The organism is Dorea chungnamensis (assembly GCF_039832125.1).
In the GTDB taxonomy this organism is placed as follows: Bacteria; Bacillota; Clostridia; order Lachnospirales; family Lachnospiraceae; genus JAFBIX01.
Map to the genome: position 1 here is coordinate 49,367 of NZ_JBDOHT010000012.1, position 26,342 is coordinate 75,708.

Sequence of the window (26,342 nt, forward strand, 5' to 3'; positions counted from 1 at the left end):
TACATAAAAGGATTTACTTTTTGAAGGAAAGGGCTCCCGGTTCCCCGGGAGCCTTTTTTTCTACAGGAAATCACATTTTCCAAAATATATCTGTGTATTTCATAATGAAATTACAATATAAAGGAGGCAATTGATTATGACAATTGTAGCAGAAAGAATTGCAAAACTTCGTGCTTTGATGGCTGAAAAAGGGATTGATGCATATGTTGTTCCTACTGCCGATTTCCATCAGAGCGAGTATGTAGGAGAACATTTTAAGGCAAGAAAATTCATTACCGGATTCAGTGGCTCTTATGGTACAGCCGTGATTACAAAAGATGACGGTGGTCTATGGACAGATGGAAGGTACTTCTTCCAGGCAACTAACGAACTGGAAGGAAGCGGCATCCGACTGATGAAAATGTTCGTGGGTGATACTCCATCTATCACAGAATATTTATGCGATAATGTACCAGAAGGCGGCACGGTAGGCTTCGATGGCCGTGTGCTTTCCATGGGAGAAGGTCAGGAATATGAAGATGCATTAACAGCAAAGAATATTCAGATTGATTATTCTGAAGATTTGATTGATGCAATCTGGGAAGACCGTCCATCTCTTTCTAAAAAACCAGCATTCTTCCTGGAAGAAAAATATTCTGGCGAGAGTACAGCTTCCAAACTTGCACGCGTGAGAAAGAAAATGGAAGAAAACGGAGCAGATACACATATCATTGCTTCTCTTGATGATGTATGCTGGCTTCTGAATGTCCGTGGAGATGATATCGATTTCTTCCCATTACTGCTTTCCTATGCAATCGTAACCATGGATGCTGTTGAACTATATGTTGACGACTCCAAACTGGATGACCGAATCCATGAAGAATTAAAGAAGAATAACGTCAATATTCATCCTTACAATAATATTTATGAAGATATCAAGAATATCAGCACTGACAGTGTTGCACTGATTGACCCAATGAAAATGAACTACGCTTTGTACAAGAATATCCCTTGCAAAATCGTAGAAGCTGCAAATCCAACTATCCTTATGAAAGCCATGAAAAATGATGTAGAACTTAAGAACATCAAAAATGCTCATATCAAGGATGGTGTTGCAATCACCAAATTCATGTATTGGGTAAAAACACGTTATGACAAAGAACCAATCACAGAGCTTAGCTCTGCTGCAAAATTAACGGAGCTTCGTGCAGAACAAGAAGGCTATATCCGCGACAGTTTCGAACCACTGTGTGCATTTGACGACCACGCAGCCATGATGCACTACTCTCCTTGCGAAGAGTCTGACGTACAACTTAAATCCGGCGCATTTTTCTTAAATGATACTGGCGGTGGATATTATGAAGGTTCTACCGATATCACCAGAACATTTATCCTTGGTTCTGTTGACCAGCAGATGAAAAAATACTTTACTGCTGTTGTACGTGCCATGATGCGCCTGTCCCGTGCAAAATTCCTTTACGGATGCTACGGATACAATCTTGACGTCCTTGCAAGAGGCCCAATCTGGGATCTTGATCTCGACTATCAGTGCGGTACCGGACATGGCGTCGGATACCTCGGTAACATCCACGAAGCACCGACTGGCTTCCGCTGGTATGTCGTTCCAAGCAAGAATGAACATCATCAGTTAGAAGAAGGCATGGTCATCACCGATGAACCAGGAATCTACGAAGATGGAAAATTCGGTATTCGTATTGAAAATGAATTTGTCGTAAAAAAAGGCAATAAGAACAAATATGGACAGTTCATGCACTTCGAGACTATCACATTCGCTCCAATCGACCTAGACGGAATTGACCCTGATGAAATGAGCAGAGATGAAAAAGAATGGCTGAACAACTACCATAAAGAAGTATATGAAAAAATCGGACCACATCTGACAGATGAAGAAAGAGAATGGTTAAAAGAATATACTAGAGCAATTTAATTAATAGGGGACGTAGTAAAATGCAATTTTACTACGTCCCCTATTAAAAAATGTGGTGTACCCAATCGTCATATGCCCTGTACCCAATTTACAATTCTGCCATTCTTTCTAACACTTTATGATAGAATTCTTCGCAGCTTCCAATACGTCTTAGATCTTCCAGCACGATTCCATCTTTTAAGAATATGATTCTTTTGCATTTGCTTGCCATCTGTGGGTCATGTGTAACCATAATGATGGTCTTTTTCATAACTTCATTGATTTTTATGAATTCATCTACCACGATTTTCCCGGATTTTGAGTCAAGATTTCCGGTAGGCTCATCGGCTAAGATTAATTCGGGATTATTTAGAAGTGCCCGGCAGATTGCTGCTCTTTGTTTCTCTCCACCTGATAATTCGTATGGATTTTTGTCAAGAAGATGGGTAAGGCCGAATTGTTCTGCCAGGCTTTCAGCTCTTTCGATGCATGATTCAGCTTCTGCTTTATCTAGAATCATCGGAAGCATGATATTCTCTTTTACGGACAGACTATCCATCAAATAAAAATCCTGAAATACGAACCCGATTTCTCTGCGTCGGATATCTGCTAATTCGTCTTTCCATAGTTTATCGATGTCCTTTTCTTTAAAATATATGGTTCCCTTTGTTGGTTCATCAATTAATCCCAACACTTTAATCAACGTAGTCTTTCCACAGCCGGATTTTCCCATAATTCCAACAAATTCTCCCTTTTCTACCTCCAGGTCAATCCCTTTTAGGACCCGGATATCATCTGGCTGTTCTTTCTTGCCGCCCGTTTTTGAATAACTTCTATATAGCTTTTCAGTTCTAATGATTGTTTCCATGGCTGCCCTCCACTTTTCTTATGATATAATACTCCAGGCACTTCATCCCTAGTGATTCTACCGCTGTATAAATAAGGAAAATAATTGTCAATACTTTGGAATATGCAATACAGTCAGTCTGTGAAAATAATCTCAGTTTCCACGTTATTGCCGTAAATACTATAATCGAAATAATCGATATTGTCATGGGTACCCAAAAGTAGAACCCCAATTCTGACTTAATGATTTGTAAGCGTTCTCTTTTTCGCATACCCATGCACTCAAGAAATTCTTGTTGTCTCTTCTTCTCATCCATCTCAGACTCTACTTTCATGTAGAGAAGGATCAAACTTACGATTGCCATAATTATCATGATAAACATACTGACTGCAATATTCATAAATCGTTCGGACTTTATCTGATCAATGAGAGTAGTTTTTGAGTACCATGACTGCACCTCACTGTCAAAAGAATTATCAAATACATGATTATCGTCAAATATCTGCAGTTTCTTTTCCACATCTTGTTTCTGATCATCTGCCACATTTATTAAAACAAGTTGATCCGGCCAGTGATGGATCGTCACATCTTCTATTGCTTCTTCCTCGCTGATCTGCTCACCATTCCAGTATATCGTAGTTTTCCACATATCCTCAACTTCTGCGAAATATTCATCCGAGAACACAACAATATTCTCATGTTCACCCTGTCTCAAATTGCCGATAAGGCTGGTTCGCTCCATTCCAATAACTTTACGTGGCTGAAATAATTTCTCTCGTTTAACATAATCATAAGCTATCAATGGCTGTCCAATATGAAGATAAGGAGTCTTCGTCCCCATATAATAATCAATCGGATGTGCTCTCACACTTTTATCTTCCTGATAGATGACATATATTTCACTTCCATCTTCTGCAAGATTCAGTTGTTTTGGCTTTTCTCCTATGTTCTCACACAATTTTCGATAGGTAGACTCTGAGATTCCGATATGTTGTCCCTGAGGCTGTATACACTCCATTGCACCGTTGATTTCTGTAGAATTATCTGCGTTACTGACTCGAACCATTGGATAACTTAACACTTCCGCCTGATTCTCATTTTTTATCTCTTCAAATATAGGCATATCATCTTCAATCGCCATACATACATAATCATATGGGAACATTGTCTCTGGTTCTTCTTCAATCAGAGATGTGGTTACTTCTCGCGAAAACACAAAAAGCACGCAGATATGTAATATCGTAAATAAAAATAAATACCGATATGCCGTCTTAAAATGATGATAAAAATAATTCTTCTTTAATAAACCTCCCAAATAAATTGAATTCTTCTTTTTTCTCAAGCGCAAATACATATTCCAGCAATGTCGCATAAATAAATATAACCCAATCAGGAAAAATACAATATACACCATTCCTTCTGCATGTTCTCTCTGAGAAAATCCATAAACAGAAAACACAATGACTCCTGCTCCAAATATCATGAATAAAGGGCTCAAAATTCCCGGCATCTTTTCTTTCTGTACAGCTTTATATCTCGCAGAAGTTCCACCCGTCTCATAATAAACATCATGAGTTGCCATGGCAGATATCAGATAGACTAGAAAACTGACCAATAGTGTCAACAAATAACTCTTAACCGTAATGTTTTCCAGCAGAATTGCCCCGTTAAATCCATTCCGAATTGCGATACGGCATACAAACAGAATCACATTTCCCAAAATGCATCCACCAATCAATGCCAGTATCATGCATACTGCCAATTCTGTTCCTATAAACAAATACAGTGTTTTGCTTCGAATTCCAAGATTCTGAAATAATGAATAGCTACTCATATGATTTTTCAGGTAAAACATCAAAACAGATACTATCATGAAAATGGATATTATGATTGCCGATGCAAGAAAATTTAGGAGGATTGTGCCAAGTCCCTGTCCGGTAAGGAGATTTTCCACTCCCTGCATCCCAGATAACATTTCTCGCATCCCCATACCTGCAAAAATAAAACTAATCGACACAGTATCTACCAGCACAAAGATACGATAAGTCGCCCAATTGCTCTTAAAATTCTTCCATACAACCTGATAAAATAACGCGGAGTACTTCCCTTCAAATACAAGCCGTTCTTTCCGCTCTTTTTTTACCTGTCGTTCATGCTCTTTAATCCGACGCATCTCTTCGGTCGCTTCCACCCATGAATCTATCATACGATACCCAATGAGATTGATTCCCTGAAGTATCAGCATAATAAGAAGATACAACTTAGCAAACCAACTATCCATATAAAAAGTAGGGCCACTTGTTATACTGAAAAGATTTGCAGCGCAGATCACCAGACACACGCCCGACACAAATCCCTTCTTCTTATTCGAGAACACCTGTAAAATGCTTATAATCCCCAAAATCTGTAGCACGACTAAGAGAAGCAGCTGCCCAATAAACACAAACATCATGGATTGGATATCCGTCCAGTCCATCCAGCCTTCCCCGATTGATGCAAAATCCGCCCGCATTACTGTCCGCATATCTTCAGATGCATGCAAACGAAATAAATATGCATATGTATTATATCTTTTTCCTCCAAGCGAAATCCACGGAAGAAGCAATATGATCTGCATTATGATTCCTGTAACAAGCAGATACTTTCGATCAAGTGACAGTCTTTTCTTCATTCTTTCCCTCTCCTTGTTCCCCATATTATCTTATAAGTAACATCGCAATACCTACAATTCCACACACACGAGATCCCAACCTTTAAGGCAATAGAAACAGCCGACATTACCCACGCCACCGGATCCGCATTTCCTTTTTTTCTCTGTTGTCCATCCAAAAATATTCATGCAAAGTCCTATGCGATAGAAGGATACATTACGATAGAATATTGCAATAAAGATCATCAGATTTGCAGGAATATCAAATTGAACTACTTTCGCCATAAAATCAGCCTTAACCTCTTTTTTTAAGACTTCTTTTCTATTTCTTAGAAGTTTTTCTTCCTCAAGATAGTCTCCCATTTCTTCTCTCACGAACAATTCCTGCTTCATCCGATTCATATACTTTCTACATTCACTACATTCTTTCAGATGCTCTTCCCTCTTTATAATATCCTCTTCCATATTTTCTTTAGACTCATAATTCTTCGGAACCTCCTCTCCTGTAAAATGCATGCTCTTCCTACAATACGCATAATACTGGTTCTTCGCAATCTGACATAGCCAAACCGACATCTTACACCTTCCCTGAAACTGATCCAAATGTTCAAACACAGCTACAAAAGTGGCCTGAGTCAATTCTTCCGCAAGATTCGGACTGCCACTCAGTTTGAGTAAAAAAATACACATCCTTCATATATCCCATGTATACCTCCACAAAATCCTCCACCCCTGCCACCTCCTCAATAATAAGAGTCGGAATTCGACATTTTGTTACAAAAAATTCAATTGGGGACGGGGGTTTTTTCATTTTCCTCCGTCCCCAATTGAATTTGCCGTGTCCCTTTTTGTATTTATTATAACATACACTGTAGATGAATCCTATCAATTCTTTATGAAATGGGAATTTAGATGAGTAAATTTTGTGATTGAGAATGAACTCATCTGGGGGAATTCCTAGCGTGAAGCGCAATGGGGAGCGATGTTTTTATACTATTCATCATTATTTCAATGGAAGATTCAGTTAGTTATTCTGCCAGTTTTTTGACAATATCTTTACTATGATCATTCGCTCTGCATAACGCGCAGGAATTCTCCCGGATGAGGAAGTTACGGATTTGGGGGATGTCAGGCGAGAAGATGGATGGGATGGTTGCCGTTCGTTGGACAAGCGTTAGAATCCGTTACAGGAAAAGAAGCAGATATTTTGTGCGAAGATTTGGCTTCAAGCCAAATCTGAGAAGGCTGCTGAGCCTCGAAATCATCAAGATTTCGGGGTGAATCAGCCTGGTCACAAAATATCTGCTTCTTTTCCTGTTATGGATTCTTAGCGAAGGACTCCGCAATGGCAACCATCCCATCCATCCTCTCGCCGTACACACCCAATTACCAACTAACTCAACTAAATTCCCATCTACTTCTGATTTCTGAACTGCATTGGTGTCATGTTATAAGCTTTCTTAAACATTCGATTAAAATGCTCAACATTCTGGTAACCAACCGACAAGGCAATATTCTCTACCGTCATATTGCTGCTCTTCAAAAGTGCTTTTGCCTTTTTCATTCGAATCTTCTTAACCAGCTCACCAAATGTCATTCCTGACTTCTCTTTGATATATTTAGAAATATATGGTTTGGACAGATAGAATTTTTCTGCCAGATCATCCAAAGTAATGTCAATATAATTGGCCTGAATATAATTCATGATTTCAATCATTCTGGCATCTTTACATGGATCAGCAGATCCCAGTTCTTCTATCTTATTAACAGCTACAATTAATGCCTCAATGGAAGCACGGATAATATCTGCATCAATGCCAACGCCCCAGAAAGTCTTGCCTTTACAGATGATTCCAACATATGCTACTGCCTTAGAAGAAGATCCTTTAGTGAGTGAATGCTCCTCATAAAATGTAAGTTCATAACTAATGTTAAAATACTGCTTAATTGCATTGCTGACAGCATCCAGACGTCCATTACCATTGGCAGTGATCACTCTGCTTTCACCGGCATGATTAATTGTCACTTCTGCCGTAATTCCATCTACCTGTTTAAAATGACATTCATCCACATGGAAGATACTTTTTGTATTAATATAATTATCTGCAAAAATCTGATATACCCACTCAGGTGTAAGTTCTTTGTGTGCCTTATCAGAAACATCTTTTACGAGATATCCAACTTCTTCTCTCATCTTCTGTGGCAGATTAATTCCATGACTTTGCTTCAGGATATAATTGACACCACCCTTACCAGACTGACTATTGATACGAATAACATCAGAATCATACTTCCTTCCAACATCCTGCGGATCAATCGGCAGATATGGAACTGTCCATGTATCACACTGTTTCTCTTCTCTCCAAGTCATACCTTTAGCAATTGCATCTTGATGAGATCCTGAAAATGCTGTAAATACCAAATCTCCAGCATATGGCTGACGCTCATATACATGCATTCTGGTCAAACGCTCATAAGTCTCTCTAATCTTCTGCATATTTGAAAAATCAAGTCCCGGATCCACACCATGAGAATACATATTCATTCCCATTGTAACAATATCTACATTACCGGTACGCTCTCCATTTCCAAATAAAGTACCTTCAATACGGTCAGCTCCTGCCAGAACTCCAAGTTCTGCCGTTGCCACACCACATCCCCTGTCATTGTGAGGGTGTAAACATAAGATAACGTTATCTCTATATTTCAGGTGCTTATTAACATATTCCAACTGGCAGGCAAATACATGTGGCATTGCATTTTCTACGGTTGTTGGGATATTAATAATTGCTTTATTATCTGCTGTTGGTTTCCATACATCCAAGACTGCATTACATACATCAACCGCATAATCTACTTCTGTTCCCGGAAAACTTTCCGGGCTATACTGGAACGTGAAGTTTCCTTCTGTCTCGGAAGCAAGTTTCAGAAGTAATTCCGCACCGGCGATGGCAATCTCTTTAATCTCTTCTTTGCTCTTTCGAAACACCTGCTCTCTCTGAGCAACTGATGTTGAATTATACAAATGAATAACCGCATGCGGAGCACCTTTTACAGCCTCAAATGTTTTCTTAATAATATGCTCTCTTGCCTGTGTTAATACCTGAACCGTGACATCATCTGGGATCATATTCTTTTCTATCAAAGTTCTCATAAATTGATATTCTGTCTCAGATGCTGCCGGAAAACCGACCTCAATCTCTTTAAAACCGATATCTACCAGCATCTGGAAAAATTCCAACTTCTCATCCAAACTCATTGGTTCAATTAATGCCTGATTTCCATCTCTCAGATCCACACTACACCAAATCGGCGGTTTCTCAATATATTCTTTTTTCACCCAATCATAAGTAACCTCCGGTGGCATAAAATATGTTCTTTCATATTTCTTACAATTTTTCATACAAATACCTCTCCTTCTATGACAAATCGAATAAAATTCATCAACTAAATTGTTTTTTTTTAATCATATCCTATCCTAACATATGTCAACAAAAAAGGAAAGTGATAATTTTAATCACTTTCCTTGATGTATTTTAATGTCGTATCATTTCATTTTTCTTCTTCTGGAATCAGACGAAAATCGCTTCTAATTTACCTCCAAAGAACGCTTTTTTGTAATGGTTACTTTCTCTTCATAACATTCAAATATGTCATCCACTTGTTTTTTGTTCATCTTTGGTGTGATCAGACTAACAATTGGTACAATAATCAAACCAACAATCATTGCAATTGCACCTGCATTAATTGGGGATGCGATATAATGCAGGAACATATTGGAAACTGTGATTCCAACACCTGATGCAAAGCTTGCCCATACCGCAGCTTTTGTAACGCCTTTCCAATATAATCCATACATAAATGGTGCCAGAAATGCTCCGGCAAGTGCTCCCCAGGAGATACCCATAAGCTGAGCAATAAAGGTCGGTGGATCCAATGCGATTACTACAGATAATACAATAAAGAATACAACCAATACCTGCATTGTACGTACTTGTTTCTTTTCGTCCATATCTTTCATCACATTACCTTTCAGAAAATCAAGCGTCAATGTAGAACTAGACGTCAGCACCAATGATGCCAGAGTCGACATGGATGCAGATAACACCAATACTACAACAATACCAATCAAAATATCCGGTAGCGTTGACAGCATATATGGAATAATTCCATCGTAGATCATACTTCCGTCTTCTGCATAAATGGTTGGATTATCGAATAATCTTCCAAATCCGCCGAGGAAATAACATCCACCAGAGATGACAACAGCAAATAAAGTAGAAATAACTGTACCTGTGTTGATAGATTTCTCATCTTTGATTGCGTAGAATTTGCCGACCATCTGCGGAAGTCCCCATGTACCAAGCGATGTCAGAATAACAACTCCCAGAAGATTCAGCGGATCTGGTCCAAAGAAAGAAGTAAATGCACCTGGCTGTCCCATTGTCGCCGGCACATCACTTGGGATCTCTGCCATCTGACGGATTGCTGCAATAAATCCACCCTTTCCGCTTAAAACAGCTGCAATAACAGCAATGATACCACCAAGCATAATAATTCCCTGAATAAAATCATTGATAGCTGTTGCCATATAACCACCAAGAATAACATAAATTCCAGTAAATACAGCCATTACAAGCACACAATATGTATAAGGAATATTAAACGCCATCCCGAATAATCTAGATAATCCATTATATACAGATGCAGTATATGGAACCAGAAAGATAAATACAATTGCTGATGCTGTGATCTTAAGCGCCTTACTGTCAAATCTCACTCCAAAGAAATCCGGCATTGTCTTGGAATTCAAATGTTGCGTCATAACTTTGGTACGTCTTCCTAAGACAACCCATGCCAAAAGACTTCCAATGATTGCATTTCCCAGACCGATCCATGTGGAAGCAAGACCATATTTCCATCCAAACTGTCCGGCATATCCAACGAATACAACCGCAGAAAAATAAGAAGTTCCATATGCAAACGCCGTAAGCCACGGCCCTACAGAACGCCCTCCTAATACATAACCATCCACACTCGTTGCATGCTTTCTTGAATAAATTCCTACCGAAACCATAACGGCAAAGAAAACAATAAGCAATAACACTTTAATAACCATATGCTTCTCCTCAACTTTCATTCCCTTTTTGTCGCTTTAAACCGCAACACTTTAACGTATTAAAGTTCGACCTGAAAGTAGTGTATCACATAGGCTATTATATGTCAATGAAAGAATGGCTTGTTTATTTCATTTTCTCCACACGTTCCTGAACAGTCTTATTAAAATTCTCTACTTTTCTTCTGTATGTCCCATCCATATATTTAGAAGTCAACATAAAATCTGCCGTTGCCAGATTATTCGCAACTGGAATGTCGTATACAACCGCAATACGCAGTAATGCTTTTACATCTGGATCATGTGGCTGAGCTTCCAGTGGATCCCACAAAAAGATCATAAAATCAATCTGCCCTTCTACAATCTTCGCACCAATCTGCTGGTCGCCTCCAAGAGGTCCACTATTATATCCTTTTACTGGAAGTCCAGTCTTCTCAGCTATTAATCTTGCAGTTGTTCCTGTTCCACATAAGAAATGTCCTTTTAAGATCTCCTTATTCTTATCGCACCACTCTACCAGTTCTTTTTTCTTACCATCATGTGCGACCAACGCAATATGTTTTGCTTTTCCAATCTCAAATGTTACATAATTATTATCTAACATATTCTATTCTCCTTTCTATGAGTCCTTCTTATCGTACTACATTTTTTCATCATATACAAGAAATTATCATTCCTCTCCCGCTTCTGCATAGTATTTCATAAGAGCCTGCGTTCCAAGATTGCCGTAGCCGGCAGCCTCTAATTCCTCATAGTTTGCGAGCACGAGACTCAACACTTCCAAACTCAGTTCGCTCATATTAGCCTCTGTAAGCGCAAGTTTCATATCTTTTACAAAATGTTTCAGGAAAAAACCTGGCTCATAATCTCCAGCCAGAATCTTTGGTCCGAATATATCTAACTGCTTACTTCCTGCAGCTCCTGTAGATACCGAATCCAAGAATACTTGTGGGTCTAATCCTTTTGCTTTTGCATAAGTCAGAGCCTCACAGACTCCCGACAAAGTCCCTGCAATCATAATCTGATTTGCAAGTTTGGCATGCTGTCCACATCCTGCATTTCCTTGATAATTTATATTTGTTCCCATTGCCTGGAATAATGGCATACATTTTTCAAAATCCTCTTTCAGACCGCCAACCAATATAGAAAGAGTTCCTGCCTTTGCCCCGGTATCTCCACCAGTCACAGGTGCATCAAGTACGTGATACCCCTTTTCTGTCCCCTCTTTAAATATCTTTTCAGCAAGCATCGGACTTGTTGTTGTCATATCGATCAGATATGCTCCTGACTCTGCACTATCCAGAATATTTCCTTCCTCAAAGTATACTTCCTCAACATCCTTTGGAAAGCCTACAATTGTAATTACTGCTTCACAATCTTTTACACAATCCCGAATCGACTCATGGAAATTTGCCCCTTCGCTGATTACATCCTCTACCTTTTCTTTATTTCTGGCATAAATATGAAGTTCAAATCCAGCCTTCATGAGATTACGCACCATAGATTTTCCCATAATGCCAACGCCAATAAAACCTATTTTATTCATAATACATTCTCCTTTCTCTATCTCTTTTCTACTATCTCTCCTTGTCTTTTATAGATACTATTTGCCGGCACATAGCCTCTGACACTTGAAAGTGGATAGATATTGGAATGGCTTCCTACCACGCTTCCAGGATTCAAAACAGTTCCACATCCAACCTCCACCTCATCGCCAAGCATTGCACCAAATTTCTTGATTCCTGTCTCAATATTCTCTTCTGGTGTTTTAACCACGACCAGTTTTTTATCTGACTTAACATTAGATGTGATAGATCCTGCTCCCATATGAGCTTTATATCCCAAAATGGAATCACCAACATAATTGTAATGAGGGACCTGCACTTTATTGAATAAAATCACATTTTTTAACTCCGTGGAATTACCAACAACAACACCTTCCCCTACGATAGCATTCCCACGAATAAATGCACAATGTCTTACCTCAGCATTTTTGTCAATAATCGCAGGTCCATGTATGTAAGCTGATTCAAACACTTTGGCAGATTTAGCAATCCACACATCATCACCTATTTTATCATAGTCCTCCTCCGGCAATGTCTCTCCCAACTTTAGAATAAATGCACTGATTTTCGGAAGAACTTCCCAAGGATAGGTCACTCCCTCAAAAATATCTTTTGCAATAGTCTCATCCAACGTATACAATTCCGCTACTGTCAATTCTTTCATATGATTCTAACTCCTTTATTTATTTTACTTTTTATTTGAATATTTTCGCCCTTGATTAGATTTTTTATAAAATTGTGCTGTTTTATCATAACAGGCGCGCAATTGATTCTGATTATAAAGCTCTTTAACTCCTTGCGTCCTACTTACAATAAAATGATCCAGTTTACGCATATATTCATCTGGCGTAATCTCGCCTTCTGCAACATAATTCAATCCCTTTTCCCAGCTCGCAGTCAATTCTGGATTTAAAAGAGATTTGATAGAATGATCCACCACATCATAGATCATTTCTCCAAGCATCGTCGGCGTCACAATCTGCGTCTTCTTATTCAAAGCCAGATATTTATTATGGAACAGCTTCTTAAGTATCTCTCCTCGTGTTGCACTGGTTCCAATACCACTTCCCTTAATCTGAGCCCGCAATTCTTCATCTTCAATCAGTTGTCCTGCATTCTCCATGGCCAGGATCAAAGAACCAGAATTATAACGTTTCGGAGGTGAAGTCTTTCCTTCCTTAATATCCAGCGATTGCACTTCTAAAATCATTCCTTTTCGCAAAGATTGTATTTTTTGAAAAAAGGAAGCATCTGTATCTTTTTCCTCATCCTGCCCGTCATCCGATGTAATAGTTTTCTTCTGTCCCGGAATTCCTGCAACCTTTAAGTAACCTTCTTCTGCAAGCACTTTAAAATTCGAAAAAAAAGATTCTTCCTTCATCTTGGTCACAATTGCCACTTTCTGATAAATTGCCGGAGGATAGAATATACTCAGGAATCTCCTTACAATCAAATCATAGACCTGACATGACAGATGAGACAATGTACCTAACACATTCAATCCCTGTCCCGTCGGAATAATCGCATAATGATCTGTAATCTGCTTATCATTCACATAACGAGTTTTTTCTAACCCCTTATGACTTCCCAATGCAACAATATCTTGAAGATATGGCACCACAGGCTGATACTTCATCAGACCATTCAGATTCTTATGAATTTCCTTTGCCACGGCTGTAGACAACACTCGCGCATCCGTTCTGGGATAAGTCACGAGTTTCTTTTCATATAATTCCTGTACAATTCGAAGTGTCTCATCCGGACTAATCTTAAAACGCTTAGAGCATTCATTCTGCAACTCTGCCAGATTAAAAAGCAAAGGCGGATTCTTCTTCTCTTTTTTCTTTTCAATGGAGACAATCTGACACTGCATAGGTTTCTCATCACTCAAATATGTAATCAGATTCTCTGCTTTCTCTCGTTCTTTAAATCCATTCTCTTTATACAAGTCGAAAGACTCAAACCAACGAGACCCTTTGACCGCTCTCCATTCTCCTTCAAAACTTTGTTCTTGCTCACCGATCGTACTGAGCACACGATAGAAAGGCGTTTCTACGAATTCCCGAATCTCTCTCTCCCGTCGTACAACCATTCCCAACACACAAGTCATCACTCTTCCCACAGAAATCACAGAATACTTGGTGTTCAAATAATTAGAAATACTGTTGCCATACTTTAATGTCAAAAGGCGGGAAAAATTAATTCCCATCAAATAATCTTCTTTCGCTCTCAAATAAGCTGATGCAGACAGATTGTCATATTCTTTTAGATCTTTTGCTTCCCGAATACCTCTTAAAATCTCTTCTTCCGTCTGAGAATCAATCCAGACACGGCGCCGTTCCTTTCCATGCACCCCTGCCTGCTGCTCCACCAGACGATAGATATATTCTCCCTCTCTTCCGGAGTCAGTACATACATAGATCACATCAACATCTTCTCGGTTAAGAAGTCCTGCAACAATCTTATATTGCCTGGATACTGCCGGAATGACTTCATATTTAAATTTCTTTGGTATAAAAGGCAGAGTTTCCAAACTCCACCTTTTCAAATTCGGATCATACTCTTCTGGGTAGCTCATTGTTACCAGATGTCCTACACACCAGGTAACAATTGCCTCGTCTGACTCCAGGTATCCGTCTTGTCTTCTAGTCTTTATCTTCAGTGCCTTGGCAAATTCCTGTGCCACACTCGGTTTCTCTGCAATATACAGTGATTTCCCCATAAATCTTATCAAAACTCCTTATCTCTTCAAGAGCCCTTTCAACCATCTGCCCAGTCCATTTTCCTGCTCTGGCGTCTCCTTCTTGGCATGGATTGCCTCTTCCATAAAGACAGCCTGTGAATCAATCATTGGCTCTGATGCTTTCTTCTTTACAAAAGCTCCGTTGCTCTGTAAGATTCTGGCCTTGATATTATCACCAAGCATCACTTTCAGATAATGGTTGATCTGGCTTTTTATATTATCATCCAATACAGGGCAGGCGACTTCTACTCGCTTCTCCGTATTTCTCGTCATCATATCTGCCGAACCAATATATATCTTTTGATTTGCCCCCGTACCAAAACTAAAAATACGCGGATGTTCCAAAAATCTTCCCACCACGCTCATTACTCTCAGATTATCTGTATAGCCTGGTACTCCTGGAAGTATACAGCATATTCCTCTGACAATCAAGTCGACTTTCACACCAGCCTTTGACGCTTCAGAAACCTTACGGATAAAATCTACATCCGTAAGAGAATTCATCTTCATAATAATTCGTCCATTGTTTCCTTTTTTAATCTGCTCATCCATCAAATATAATATTTTCTGCTTCAGACTTGTAGGTGACACGATCAGATAATCATAGTTTCCATTTAGATTACCTATGGACATATTCTTGAAAAATTCAGCAGCATCTCTTCCTATTGCCTGATTTGCAGTCATCAAAGACAGATCTGTATACATAGTCGCAGTTTTCTCGTTATAATTACCAGTTCCAATCTGTGTAATATACTGGATCTCATTACGGTTCCGGTATGTAATCAGACAGATCTTAGAATGTACCTTATATCCCTCAAATCCATAGATGACCCGGCATCCTGCTTCTTCCAGACGCTCCGACCAATCTATATTATTTTGCTCATCAAATCTCGCCCGCAATTCAATCAATACAGTAACTTCTTTTCCATTTTCTGCCGCTGCACACAGATATTCTACCAGACGAGCTTTCTTGGCCAGACGATAAATTGTAATCTTAATCGTCAAAACATTTGGATCCACGGAAGCTTCTTTAATCAATTTCAAGAATGGATTCATGCTCTCATAGGGATAAAACAAAAGGATATCCCTTTTCTTTACCTGCTTCATCATACTTCCATCCTGCACATGAGCTGAATTCTGCGGAGAAAATGGCATGTATGTCAAAGACCGTTTCATAGACTCTGGAAGATTTCCTGCAATCGAAAAAATATAATCCAATTTCATTGGCATCTTGGTACGAAAGATCTGTGCCGGTGTAATATTAAATTTTTCGCAGAAATACTTCTCCATATCCCCAGTCAGTTTCTCGGCGATTTCTAATCGTACAACCGCCATTTTGCGGCGTTTATGAAGGGTCTCTTTCATCAGAAGTCTGAAATCATCATTAACCTCCAGCGCCTCATCATCCGGTGATACATCTGCATTTCTTGTAACACAAATATAATTGGCATCCGATACCTCATACTGTTCAAAGACAAGATTCAAATATTCCATGATTACCTTTTCCATGCGAATATAACGGATATCATGCCCAGGCAAAACCAAAATATCTGATACGAACTGTGGAACCGGAACGATTCCAAGAGTCGTCTTCCCTTTTTCTGATTCCTTATGCTTTAAATTTGCCGTAACATAGATGGCTTTATTTAACAAATGCGGGAACGGATGATTCGCATCCACAATCTGTGGGGACAAAATCGGCAGAACCTGCTCTTTAAAATACTTTTTCACATATTTCTTCTCAGACTGTTCTAACTCTTTAAAATCTAGGCCACAAATTCCATACGGCGACAATTGCTTCTTAATCTCCGCATATGTCTTATCCCGTTCTTTATAAAGAGGTGCAACTGCCCCATAAATCTTTTCCAATTGTTCTTTAGGCGTCATACCAGTACGGCTGTCCTTATTATTCGCATCTGTCTGTGCCATATCAAATAAACTTCCGACACGAATCATAAAAAATTCATCCAAATTACTGGTAAATATTGCAACAAATTTCATTCTTTCCAAAAGCGGAACCGTTGGATCCTGTGCTTCCTCCAGGACTCTCTGATCAAACCGAAGCCAGGATAATTCTCTGTTTTGCGTATAATTGTATATCTCTTTGTCCATATCTGCATACCTCGCATTTTTCACTATAACATCTTTTTTTATTTTAACACTTCACCATCACAAAAGGAAGAATGAAATGGGAATTTAGATGAGTGAGTTGGTAATTGAGAGTGTACGGCGCAAGGAAGCTTGGTAGGCTGGTTGCTATCCGGTATCCTTCGCCAAGAATCCATAACAGAAAAAAGAGCTGCAATTTCGTGACCGGACTGATTCACCGAGAAATTTGGGTAATTTCTCGATTCAGCAGTCCTTTCGAATTTGACTTGAGGTCAAATTCTCACACGAAATGGCGGCTCTTGTTTCTGTAACGGATTCTAACGCTTGGATAGACGGATAGCAACCAGCCTACCAAGCTTCCTTGCGCCTGACATTCTCAAATACTGAACGAACTCATCTGGAGGAATTCCTGGCGCGAAGCGCAATGGGGAGCGATGTTTTATACTATTTATCATTATTTCAATGGAAGAATCAGTTAGTTATTCTGCCAGTTTTTTGACATATCTTTGCTATGATCTTTCCCTCTGCATAACGCGCAGGAATTCTCCCGGATGAGGAAGTTGCGGATTTGGGGGATGTCAGGCGAGAAGATGGATGGGATGGCTGCCATTCGTTGGACAAGCGATAGAATCCGTTATGGGAAAAGAAGCAGATATTTTGTGCGATGATTTGGCCTCAAGCCAAATCTGAAAAGGCTGCTGAGCCTCGAAATCATCAGGATTTCGGGGTGAATCAGCCTGGTCACAAAATATCTGCTTCTTTTCCTGTTATGGATTCTTAGCGAAGGACTCCGCAATGGCAACCATCCCATCCGTCCTCTCGCCGTACACACCCAATTACCAACTAACTAATCTAAATTCCTACTTCGCCTGAATGTATCCTTTGGCTGTCAGGGATTCTGCGCACAGCACTGCTCCGCCTGCTGCACCACGTACGGTGTTGTGAGACAGTCCAATAAACTTATAATCATAGATGCTGTCTTCTCTCAGACGTCCGATAGACACACCCATACCATTCTCATAATCTACATCCATCTTTACCTGTGGGCGATTGTCCTCTTCCAGATACTGGATGAACTGCTTTGGAGCACTTGGGAGCTCTGCTTCCTGTGGAAATCCTTTGAAACTCTCTAATTTTTCGATTAACTGCTCTTTGGTAGGTTTCTTTTCAAAGTTAATGAATACAGCTGCTGTATGTCCATTTAATACCGGGACACGCAGACACTGACAAGTAATCTTTGGTTCTTTTGCCAATGTAATCTGACCGTCTTCTAATGTTCCAAGTACACGGAGTGGTTCCTGCTCACTCTTTTCTTCCTCTCCACCGATATATGGAATAATATTCTCTACCATTTCCGGCCAATCCTTAAACGTCTTGCCTGCACCAGAAATTGCCTGATAAGTGGTTGCAACAACTTCTTTTGGTCCAAATTCCTTCCATGCTGCCAGACAAGGAGTATAGCTTTGGATAGAACAATTTGGTTTTACTGCAATGAATCCGCGTGTTGTTCCAAGGCGTTTTTTCTGTGTCTCGATCAGACCAAAGTGCTCAATATTGATTTCCGGAATTACCATTGGTACATCCGGTGTCCAGCGATGTGCACTGTTATTTGATACGACAGGGGTCTCAGTCTTTGCATATGCTTCTTCAATTGCACGAATTTCATCTTTTGTCATATCTACTGCACTGAACACAAAGTCTACTGTTTCAGCAACCTTCTCTACTTCATTCACATTTAATACAATCAGATTTTTAACAGCCTCCGGCATCGGAGTATCCATTTTCCAGCGTCCTCCTACAGCCTCTTCATAAGTCTTTCCTGCAGAACGTGGACTGGCTGCCACTGTTACAACTTCAAACCAAGGATGATCTTCAAGCAATGAGATAAAACGCTGTCCAACCATTCCTGTTGCTCCTAAAATACCTACTCTTAGTTTCTTTTCCATCTTCACTCTCTCCTTCTCTTAGTATTCATCCATATATTTCTTATATACATCAACCACTTCATCCATTGCACTCTTACCTGGTGCACCAATGGTAATTCGTTTATTTACACAAGTTTCCAGACTAATTGCATCATAGATATCTTCCTCAAATACAGGAGATATCTTTTTATATTCTTCCAGCGGAAGCTCATCCAACGCAATCTTTTTCTCCAGGCACAATAATACCAGCTGCCCAACGATTCCGTGTGCATCTCTAAACGCAACTCCATGGTTTACCAGATAATCAGCAGCGTCCGTTGCATTGGTAAATCCATGTCTTGCGCTGTCTTTCATCCGTTCCTTATTAAACTGCATCGTCCGAAGCATTCCTGTAAACAAAGTCAGGCAGCCCTTAGCAGTATCAATTGCGTCAAAAGCCCATTCCTTATCCTCTTGCATATCCTTATTGTATGCAAGCGGAATCCCCTTCATCGTTGTAAGCAATGCATTCAATGCTCCGTATACTCTGCCCGTCTTACCACGGACAAGCTCTGCAATATCCGGATTCTTTTTCTGTGGCATGATACTACTTCCAGTGCTGTAAGCATCATCAATCTCAACAAATTTATATTCATTGGAATTCCAGATAATCACTTCTTCCGAGAACCTACTTAAATGCATCATAATAATAGATAATGCGGATAATAGTTCTAACAAATAATCCCTGTCAGAAACACCATCCATACTATTGAGCGTCGGTCCATCAAAGCCTAACAAGCTTGCAGTATATTCCCGATCCAGAGGATATGTCGTTCCAGCCAATGCCCCCGACCCCAACGGACACGTATTCATACGCTTATAGATATCTCTCAGCCGTTCATGGTCTCTTTTGAACATTTCAAAATAAGCACCCATATGATGCGCCAGTGTAATCGGCTGTGCTTTCTGAAGATGTGTAAATCCCGGCATATATGTATCTGTATTTTCTTCCATAATTGCAAGAATTGCATGTAACAATTCTTTCACCAGACTGTCCAGGAGATGAACCTCATCTCTTGTATAAAGTTTCATATCTAAAGCCACCTGATCATTCCGGCTTCTTCCGGTATGCAGCTTCTTACCCGGTTCCCCGATCCGATCGATCAATGTTGCTTCAACAAAACTATGAATATCCTCATATTTCTCCGAGATATCAAGCTTTCCATTCTCTACATCACTTAAGATTCCTTCCAGGCCTGCGATGATCTGCTCTTTCTCATTATCTGTTAGAATCCCCTGCTTTGCAAGCATCATGACGTGCGCAATACTGCCCTTGATATCCTGCGCATAGAATCTCTTATCAAATGAAATCGAAGCATTAAAATTATATACTAACTGATCCGTTTCTTTTGTAAAACGTCCACCCCATAACTGTGCCATATGGATTTCTCTTCCTTTCGTAAAAATATACTGTAAACGATTTTATCATATTTTTGCATAAAATCAAATGATTTCGTACTTTTTTGTATTTTCATAAATGAATTGCCACTATTATACTCAACGGTTTTCTTCCCGAATAGAAAACTCACATCCACAATAATTCTGTCTATAAAGACCATATACTTTTGATAATTCAATTGAACGTTTATATCCATTTCTCTTTTTAAAATCAGACTGCAGATAAGAAACGCCGTATTCTTCTGCAAGTCTCATTCCAATCTCATTTAACCGTTCTGCGTTCTTCATCGGACTAATACTCAAAGTCGTTGTAAAATAATCAAAAGCTCCTTGACTGGCAATCTCAGCTGTCTCTCTCAATCTCAATTCATAGCATTTCATGCAGCGTACTCCGCCTTCTTTCATATGTTCCATTCCCTCAGCCATCTGATAAAAACGCTCTTTATCGTATTGCCCCGCTATGAAAGAAACCGGATATCTGGTCCTCATCTTCTCAATCAGCGTCTGCTGCTCCAGAATCCGTTTTGTATATTCACTCTCTGGGAAAATATTAGGATTGTAATAAAATACTGTAATTTCGAAAAAATCACTCAAATATTCCAACACATAACTGCTGCATGGAGCACAACAGCTATGCAATAACAAGCGCGGTACCTTCTCTTCTCTCTCCAGACGCTGAATTGTTTTTTCCAGTTCTTTCTGATAATTCATAGGAATCCTTTCTCCTTATAGTAGACCGTGGTATTATACTTTTGCATTATAGCTTTTTCCATCGGTTCTGACAAGGTCAATCCGTCACGAATTTCCAATATTTACATAAAATAATATATAGTCATCCAAGGAGGTTCCTATGGAACAAGTATTAGAATTAAAACATATCCACTATGCTTACCACACCCTTGAAGGAGAGACTCCCGCTCTTACGGATATATCCTTTTCACTAAACAAAGGAGAATTCGTATCCATAGTAGGACCTTCCGGCTGTGGCAAATCTACACTTCTCTCCCTGATTGCCGGTCTGCTGACACCAGAAAAAGGTCTGATAAAAATTAATGGAAAATATCTGCGGGAAAGTACTACAAATGTTGGCTATATGTTACAGCATGATGAACTTTTTGAATGGAGGACCATCTATAACAATGTAATTCTTGGTCTGGAGGTACAGCATATGCTGACAGCCCGAACAAAAGAAAAGGCTCATGAATTACTCAATATGTATGGTCTGAAACAATTTGAGAATTCCCGTCCTTCGGAGTTATCCGGTGGAATGCGTCAAAGAGCTGCATTAATACGTACCTTGGTGCTAGAACCTGATATCTTACTTCTGGATGAACCTTTTTCTGCTCTGGATTACCAGACACGCCTTAATGTTGGTGATGACATTGGTCAGATTATCCGCCACGAAAGAAAATCTGCACTTCTTGTCACCCATGATTTGTCAGAAGCAATCTCATTGGCAGATCGTGTCATCATCCTATCCGGACGACCAGCAACAATAAAACAGACCATACCGTTAATTTTTACTCTGGATACCGACACTCCGTTAAACAGACGTAATGCCCCAGAATTTAAAACATATTTCAATCTAATCTGGAAGGAGTTGAATACAGATGAGTGATCTATCTCAAGGTCAACAGCAATACCTTTTAAATCACCGAAAACATCAGCGTATTGTACGAATTTCCAGAATCTTGATTCTTCTAAGTTTCCTCTTTATCTGGGAATTCACGGCAAATATAGGAATCATTGATTCATTTATTTTCAGCAGCCCGTCCAAAATTGCTCTGTGTTTCTGGAATATGGTGCTTGATAAAAGTATTTTTCTTCACATAGGAATCACACTGTATGAAACCATCATAAGCTTCCTCTTAGTTACTGCCATCGGAGTCTTGGTGGCAGTTGCTCTATGGTTCAGTTGTAAGCTTTCTGAAATTTTAGATCCTTATCTGGTGGTACTGAACAGTCTCCCAAAATCAGCTCTGGCTCCTTTACTCATTGTATGGCTGGGTGCGACAAAAACGACAATTATTGTTGCCGGTATGTCAGTGGCGATCTTTGGAAGTATCTTAAGTCTATATACCAGTTTTACAACCGTAGATCCAGGAAAGATCAAATTAATCTACACCTTACAGGGCAGCCGCTTTCAGGCATTGACAAAAGTTGTCATTCCAAGTTCAATACCTGCGATCATCAGCAATATGAAAGTAAATATCGGGCTTTGCCTGGTGGGTGTTATTATTGGAGAATTTCTGGCAGCAAGGAATGGTCTTGGATATCTGATTATCTACTCTAGTCAAGTATTTAAAATGGATTGGCTTCTGATGAGCATCGTTCTTCTATGTATCATGGCAATGCTTCTCTATTCGTTGATCAGCCTTCTGGAGACATGGTGCACAAGACATTATTAGAAGAGTTCTTCGATAATGCAACACAGGAGATGCAACACATCGCACCTCCTGATACATATTTCTTATATCTTATCTATTTTATTGCGCAGCTTCATCATCTTCTTATCCAATGCAGCGATCTCTTCGGAATACCCTTTTAATTCCTTCGCCACTTCCTCTGCTCCAGACACATTCTTCTTATAAATCAACTGATAATCCAATACAGACCAGAAGTCCATAGCCGACGTACGGATCTGAATCTCCGCTCTTTTTATCTCAGACTGTTCCCCGAGATAAATCGGAATCTCAACAATCATATGAAGACTCATATAGCCATTCTTCTTCGGCTTTTCGATGTAATCCTTAATCTTAATGACTTCTACATCACTCTGTTTTTGAAGCATTTCTGCAACCTTATACACATCATCAAGAAATAAACACACGATACGAATCCCAATCAGATCATTCAGCTTTTTCTTTGCTGCCGCAAAATTCCTTTCATAATCTTTTCGGAGCAATTTTGCGTGAATACTGTCTGGTTTTTTCAGTCTGCTGCTGACCTCCCGAATAATTTCTCTGCCATACTCACGTGACAATTGTTCATTTATTATATTGATTTTTGCTTTTAATATTCCCACTACATATTGATAGCGCAGTTCATACTTTTCTTTTTCCATATCTTCAGCAATCTGCTCTATCTCTTGTTTTACTTCCTTTTTAATCTTACATTCCTCCAGTCTCTATCCTGTTTCCTAATACTATTATAATGCAAATCCTATGTTACAACTATCAAATTTATGTTAAAAAAAGAAAAACTACAACTCTAATCTAAGAGCTGTAGTTTTATTTTAAGCTGGAAATCGGACTTGAACCGACGACCCCTTCATTACGAGTGAAGTGCTCTACCGACTGAGCTATTCCAGCGTTCTGCTGCTACGATCAGCAGTCACAAATATTATTATAGCGAATTTCAAAATATTTGCAAGAACTTTTTTCTATATTGTTATATATTTTACTCATGTAATCTTCGAATCAACTTATACACAATCTCACTTTCAGTGACCAGAGGTTTTTTGTGCGCGAAGAAAATGATACCGTCAGTCGGTGCTAACACTTTACATATTTCTTCCCCTTCATATGGATCTAAGATCTCTCCTAATACATCTCCCATATGAACCTCTTCTCCCGGCGATTTCAGACGACGGTAGATTCCAGATGCATTGGTTTTAACAATCGTTAGTTCCTCTTCTTTAATGATGCTGGCAATATAGCCATTATGACTGTTATATCTTAGAATTCCCATCCTTGTCAAAAAACGCAGAACTGCTGATACAGCCTGACGTGCAGATTCCTCATCTACGACATCAGTCTCACTGGTATAGACTGAAAAAGCACTGGTCTCCCATACTTGCCAGTTATAGTTCAATGTCGTTGTATCAATAGGTTTTGGTTTTCTTACCACTACATACGGAAGCCCAAACAAAGTTGCCAAACTCGTATTCTGATATCCGGTCTCCATCATGCGAACATGAGGTACAAAATCTCCCGGAAGATAAAAACTGGCGAACTGGATTCCATAGCTGTATTCTTTTACGCATTCAAACACACCCGCTGCAATTCGCTGTGTTGTCTCACCCTTATCATATCCTGGGAACATACGGTTAATATCTGTATTATCCACTGCCCAGAATCGTTTCCCAATATTCATGGCATGATGATTCACAGAAGGAATTACCATGATCTCATTATCCGATACAATCGCACCATGCATTTCCAGCTCTTTCAATTTTTTCACCAATTGAGAACACACATATAATTGCTGTACCTCATTTCCTCGAATCGCTCCAACAATACAGACAGATTTTCTTCCGCTGCCAAAACGATATCCCGTAACTTCCAGTTTCTCCCTATATGGAGAGTCCAATGTATAGATGACTTCTGTTTTCATTCTTCCGCACCTCCAAGGATCCGATTCAAAAGAGAACCACTGTATACAATCGGATATTCTCTCCGGGTAAATACTTTTCCTGTAATTGGTGCTTTAACCTCCTCCAGCACACTTCCTGTCAGTGGATCTACAATTTTTCCCAACACATCTCCTCTCATTACTTCATCAAAGATTCTGGCATCAGGAAGATAGATACCTGGATGATCTGCATTTACAAATCCGATTGCCCGGTCTGAAGATATCAGCGGCTCTCTGACAGATTCAACCGGACCACTCCAGATTCCCATTTCTTTCATAAGATTTAAAATTCCATCCACCAATTGATATCCATAATCTTTTGTTATTCGCATGCCAACACCCATCTCAACAACCAGAGTCGGTACGCCGATCATATTCAAACTATATGCCAAAGTGGACTCCAATACCGTTGCTGCCGCATGTATCCACACAAAATCTACATTTAGCAGCCTCGCATATGGTACAAGTTGATCTGCTGTTTCTTCATTAATTCTTACCTGCGGCATTTCTTCCAGATAAATATTGCTGGCATGAATATCGATGCACATATCTGCCCCCTTTAGATCAGACATCAGACGACTTACCATTGTTTCCATCATTGGTCCTTCTTCGCTTCCAGGAAATATCCTGTTCATATCCAGGTCAAACATGGGAATTCCCCGGGTAATCGAATCAATTCCCAAGGGATTAAATGCCGGATATATATCTACAATTCCATGCAGGTATTCTGGGTGTTTCTGAATCCTTTGATTTAACTCATAACACACGAATTGACCTTCCAATTCATCTCCATGCGTTCCTGTTACGATCCCAATTCTTTTCATATTATCGGATGTCTCTTCCGGCATCAGACGATTCTTTTTTATTTCCAGACGTTCATCTACCGGAAGTCCCATAGACACTACTGTCTCGACCATCTATATTTCCTCCACATTTACATAGATTTTCTGTGACTGGCAGGCCTGTCCGCGAAACAATCCCTTATCCAGTACACAATCCCCATAATCTCTTCCATGGGCCAATTTTATATAATAATCATCTACATGCAGATGATTCGTCGGATCCAGTCCATACCATCCTTCTCCTGTATAGATTTCCACCCAGGCATGGGTATAGCCTTCTCCGATCATAAGTCCATTTACATATCTGGCAGGAATCCCCTTCATACGGCACAACGCAATCATAATATGTGCATAGTCCTGACAGACTCCTTTTCGCCCTTTCCATGCTTCACCCGCTGTCGTATGAATATTGGTACTTCCAGTAACATAAGAAAAATCCTGATAGATTGCATCCATAATCTGCACAGCGGCTTTCAGATGATCTTTCGATGTGATTTTCAAAGAATTCCCATATTTTTTTAATTCCTCAGAAGGCTCTGTAAACCTGGAAGGGAATCTATACATTGGATGAAGCGGACAACGTTGCACCTGCATTCCAGACACAATAGCCATCCCCTCCACTTCATATGCAAACCGCATATGGTTATTCGCATAATGACCCACATATTTATGATTGCCAAATCCATCAATGACTTCATCCAGGCTATCTGTTGGGCTTACATATCTACTTGTAATCTGTATCTTCTGTACATCATTTGACGTCGGCACACAACGCAAAGCAAAGTAATGATCACATACAGGCTGATCGAATCTTAACTCCATCCTGTATGTGAACTGTAATGACTTCAT

Annotated in this window: 20 protein-coding genes and 1 tRNA gene; 3 read left to right on the top strand and 18 right to left on the bottom strand. The window is 39.6% G+C overall.

Annotated features, from left to right (window positions below; translation table 11 throughout):
• The first annotated feature begins 136 nt into the window (after nt 1–136).
• A complete protein-coding gene (locus tag ABE613_RS11175) occupies nt 137–1,927 on the top strand; it encodes an aminopeptidase P family N-terminal domain-containing protein (protein WP_235233184.1) in 1,791 nt (596 codons plus the stop codon).
• 88 nt (nt 1,928–2,015) lie between these two features.
• Here the strand turns inward: ABE613_RS11175 and ABE613_RS11180 are convergent, their stop codons facing one another.
• The 13 genes from ABE613_RS11180 to ABE613_RS11240 all read right to left on the bottom strand — a co-directional run bounded on the left by ABE613_RS11180 (nt 2,016) and on the right by ABE613_RS11240 (nt 21,009).
• Nucleotides 2,016–2,774, bottom strand: coding sequence for an ABC transporter ATP-binding protein (locus ABE613_RS11180; protein WP_347376398.1), 759 nt, complete (start codon nt 2,772–2,774; stop codon nt 2,016–2,018).
• Complete coding sequence (locus ABE613_RS11185) at nt 2,758–5,424, bottom strand: ABC transporter permease family protein (protein ID WP_347376399.1); 2,667 nt, start codon at nt 5,422–5,424, stop codon at nt 2,758–2,760. The genes ABE613_RS11180 and ABE613_RS11185 overlap by 17 nt, the downstream gene beginning before the upstream one ends.
• Before the next feature lie 51 nt (nt 5,425–5,475).
• Entirely contained in the window at nt 5,476–6,093 is a 618-nt protein-coding gene (locus ABE613_RS11190; RefSeq protein WP_347376400.1) for a sigma factor, read from the bottom strand.
• 724 nt (nt 6,094–6,817) lie between these two features.
• Complete coding sequence (locus tag ABE613_RS11195) at nt 6,818–8,806, bottom strand: 2-isopropylmalate synthase (RefSeq protein WP_347376401.1); 1,989 nt, start codon at nt 8,804–8,806, stop codon at nt 6,818–6,820.
• A 186-nt stretch (nt 8,807–8,992) separates the two neighbouring features.
• On the bottom strand, nt 8,993–10,522 hold the full coding sequence (locus ABE613_RS11200) for a sodium:solute symporter family transporter (protein ID WP_347376402.1): 1,530 nt from the start codon (nt 10,520–10,522) through the stop codon (nt 8,993–8,995).
• Between the two features lie 124 nt (nt 10,523–10,646).
• Nucleotides 10,647–11,123 carry a methylglyoxal synthase gene (locus ABE613_RS11205; protein ID WP_347376403.1) on the bottom strand — a complete coding sequence of 159 codons (477 nt, stop codon included), beginning with the start codon at nt 11,121–11,123 and terminating at the stop codon, nt 10,647–10,649.
• Nucleotides 11,124–11,189: 66 nt separating this feature from the next.
• Nucleotides 11,190–12,065 carry an NAD(P)-dependent oxidoreductase gene (locus ABE613_RS11210; protein ID WP_347376404.1) on the bottom strand — a complete coding sequence of 292 codons (876 nt, stop codon included), beginning with the start codon at nt 12,063–12,065 and terminating at the stop codon, nt 11,190–11,192.
• Between the two features lie 17 nt (nt 12,066–12,082).
• On the bottom strand, nt 12,083–12,748 hold the full coding sequence (locus tag ABE613_RS11215) for an acyltransferase (RefSeq protein ID WP_347376405.1): 666 nt from the start codon (nt 12,746–12,748) through the stop codon (nt 12,083–12,085).
• Between the two features lie 24 nt (nt 12,749–12,772).
• Nucleotides 12,773–14,806: a DNA topoisomerase gene (locus tag ABE613_RS11220; RefSeq protein WP_347376431.1), complete on the bottom strand. Its 2,034-nt coding sequence runs from the start codon at nt 14,804–14,806 to the stop codon at nt 12,773–12,775.
• An 18-nt stretch (nt 14,807–14,824) separates the two neighbouring features.
• Nucleotides 14,825–16,939 carry a polyphosphate kinase 1 gene (gene ppk1, locus ABE613_RS11225; protein WP_347376406.1) on the bottom strand — a complete coding sequence of 705 codons (2,115 nt, stop codon included), beginning with the start codon at nt 16,937–16,939 and terminating at the stop codon, nt 14,825–14,827.
• Nucleotides 16,940–17,796: 857 nt separating this feature from the next.
• Nucleotides 17,797–18,882 (bottom strand): aspartate-semialdehyde dehydrogenase, encoded by a 1,086-nt coding sequence (gene asd, locus ABE613_RS11230; RefSeq protein WP_235233519.1) that lies wholly within the window; start codon nt 18,880–18,882, stop codon nt 17,797–17,799.
• Between the two features lie 18 nt (nt 18,883–18,900).
• The gene (argH, locus tag ABE613_RS11235; protein ID WP_235233517.1) at nt 18,901–20,280 is read right to left on the bottom strand and encodes an argininosuccinate lyase; all 1,380 of its coding nucleotides are present in this window, start codon (nt 20,278–20,280) and stop codon (nt 18,901–18,903) included.
• Nucleotides 20,281–20,397: 117 nt separating this feature from the next.
• Nucleotides 20,398–21,009 (bottom strand): epoxyqueuosine reductase QueH, encoded by a 612-nt coding sequence (locus ABE613_RS11240; protein ID WP_235233516.1) that lies wholly within the window; start codon nt 21,007–21,009, stop codon nt 20,398–20,400.
• Nucleotides 21,010–21,148: 139 nt separating this feature from the next.
• On the opposite strand from ABE613_RS11240, the gene ABE613_RS11245 reads away from it, so the two are divergent.
• Both ABE613_RS11245 and ABE613_RS11250 read left to right on the top strand, forming a co-directional pair.
• Complete coding sequence (locus ABE613_RS11245) at nt 21,149–21,916, top strand: ABC transporter ATP-binding protein (protein ID WP_347376407.1); 768 nt, start codon at nt 21,149–21,151, stop codon at nt 21,914–21,916.
• A complete protein-coding gene (locus tag ABE613_RS11250) occupies nt 21,909–22,706 on the top strand; it encodes an ABC transporter permease (protein WP_347376408.1) in 798 nt (265 codons plus the stop codon). Before ABE613_RS11245 ends, ABE613_RS11250 begins: the two co-directional genes overlap by 8 nt.
• Before the next feature lie 62 nt (nt 22,707–22,768).
• Here the strand turns inward: ABE613_RS11250 and ABE613_RS11255 are convergent, their stop codons facing one another.
• From ABE613_RS11255 to ABE613_RS11275, 5 genes are all read right to left on the bottom strand, one after another.
• Nucleotides 22,769–23,362 carry a GTP pyrophosphokinase gene (locus ABE613_RS11255; RefSeq protein WP_347376409.1) on the bottom strand — a complete coding sequence of 198 codons (594 nt, stop codon included), beginning with the start codon at nt 23,360–23,362 and terminating at the stop codon, nt 22,769–22,771.
• Between the two features lie 174 nt (nt 23,363–23,536).
• Nucleotides 23,537–23,609 (bottom strand) — tRNA-Thr (locus ABE613_RS11260).
• A gap of 88 nt (nt 23,610–23,697) precedes the next feature.
• Nucleotides 23,698–24,633, bottom strand: a complete 936-nt coding sequence (locus ABE613_RS11265; protein WP_347376410.1) for a M14 family metallopeptidase — start codon at nt 24,631–24,633, stop codon at nt 23,698–23,700.
• Nucleotides 24,630–25,568 carry a M14 family metallopeptidase gene (locus ABE613_RS11270; protein ID WP_347376411.1) on the bottom strand — a complete coding sequence of 313 codons (939 nt, stop codon included), beginning with the start codon at nt 25,566–25,568 and terminating at the stop codon, nt 24,630–24,632. Before ABE613_RS11270 ends, ABE613_RS11265 begins: the two co-directional genes overlap by 4 nt.
• Complete coding sequence (locus tag ABE613_RS11275; RefSeq protein ID WP_235233507.1) at nt 25,569–26,342, bottom strand: transglutaminase-like domain-containing protein; 774 nt, start codon at nt 26,340–26,342, stop codon at nt 25,569–25,571. It lies immediately after the preceding gene.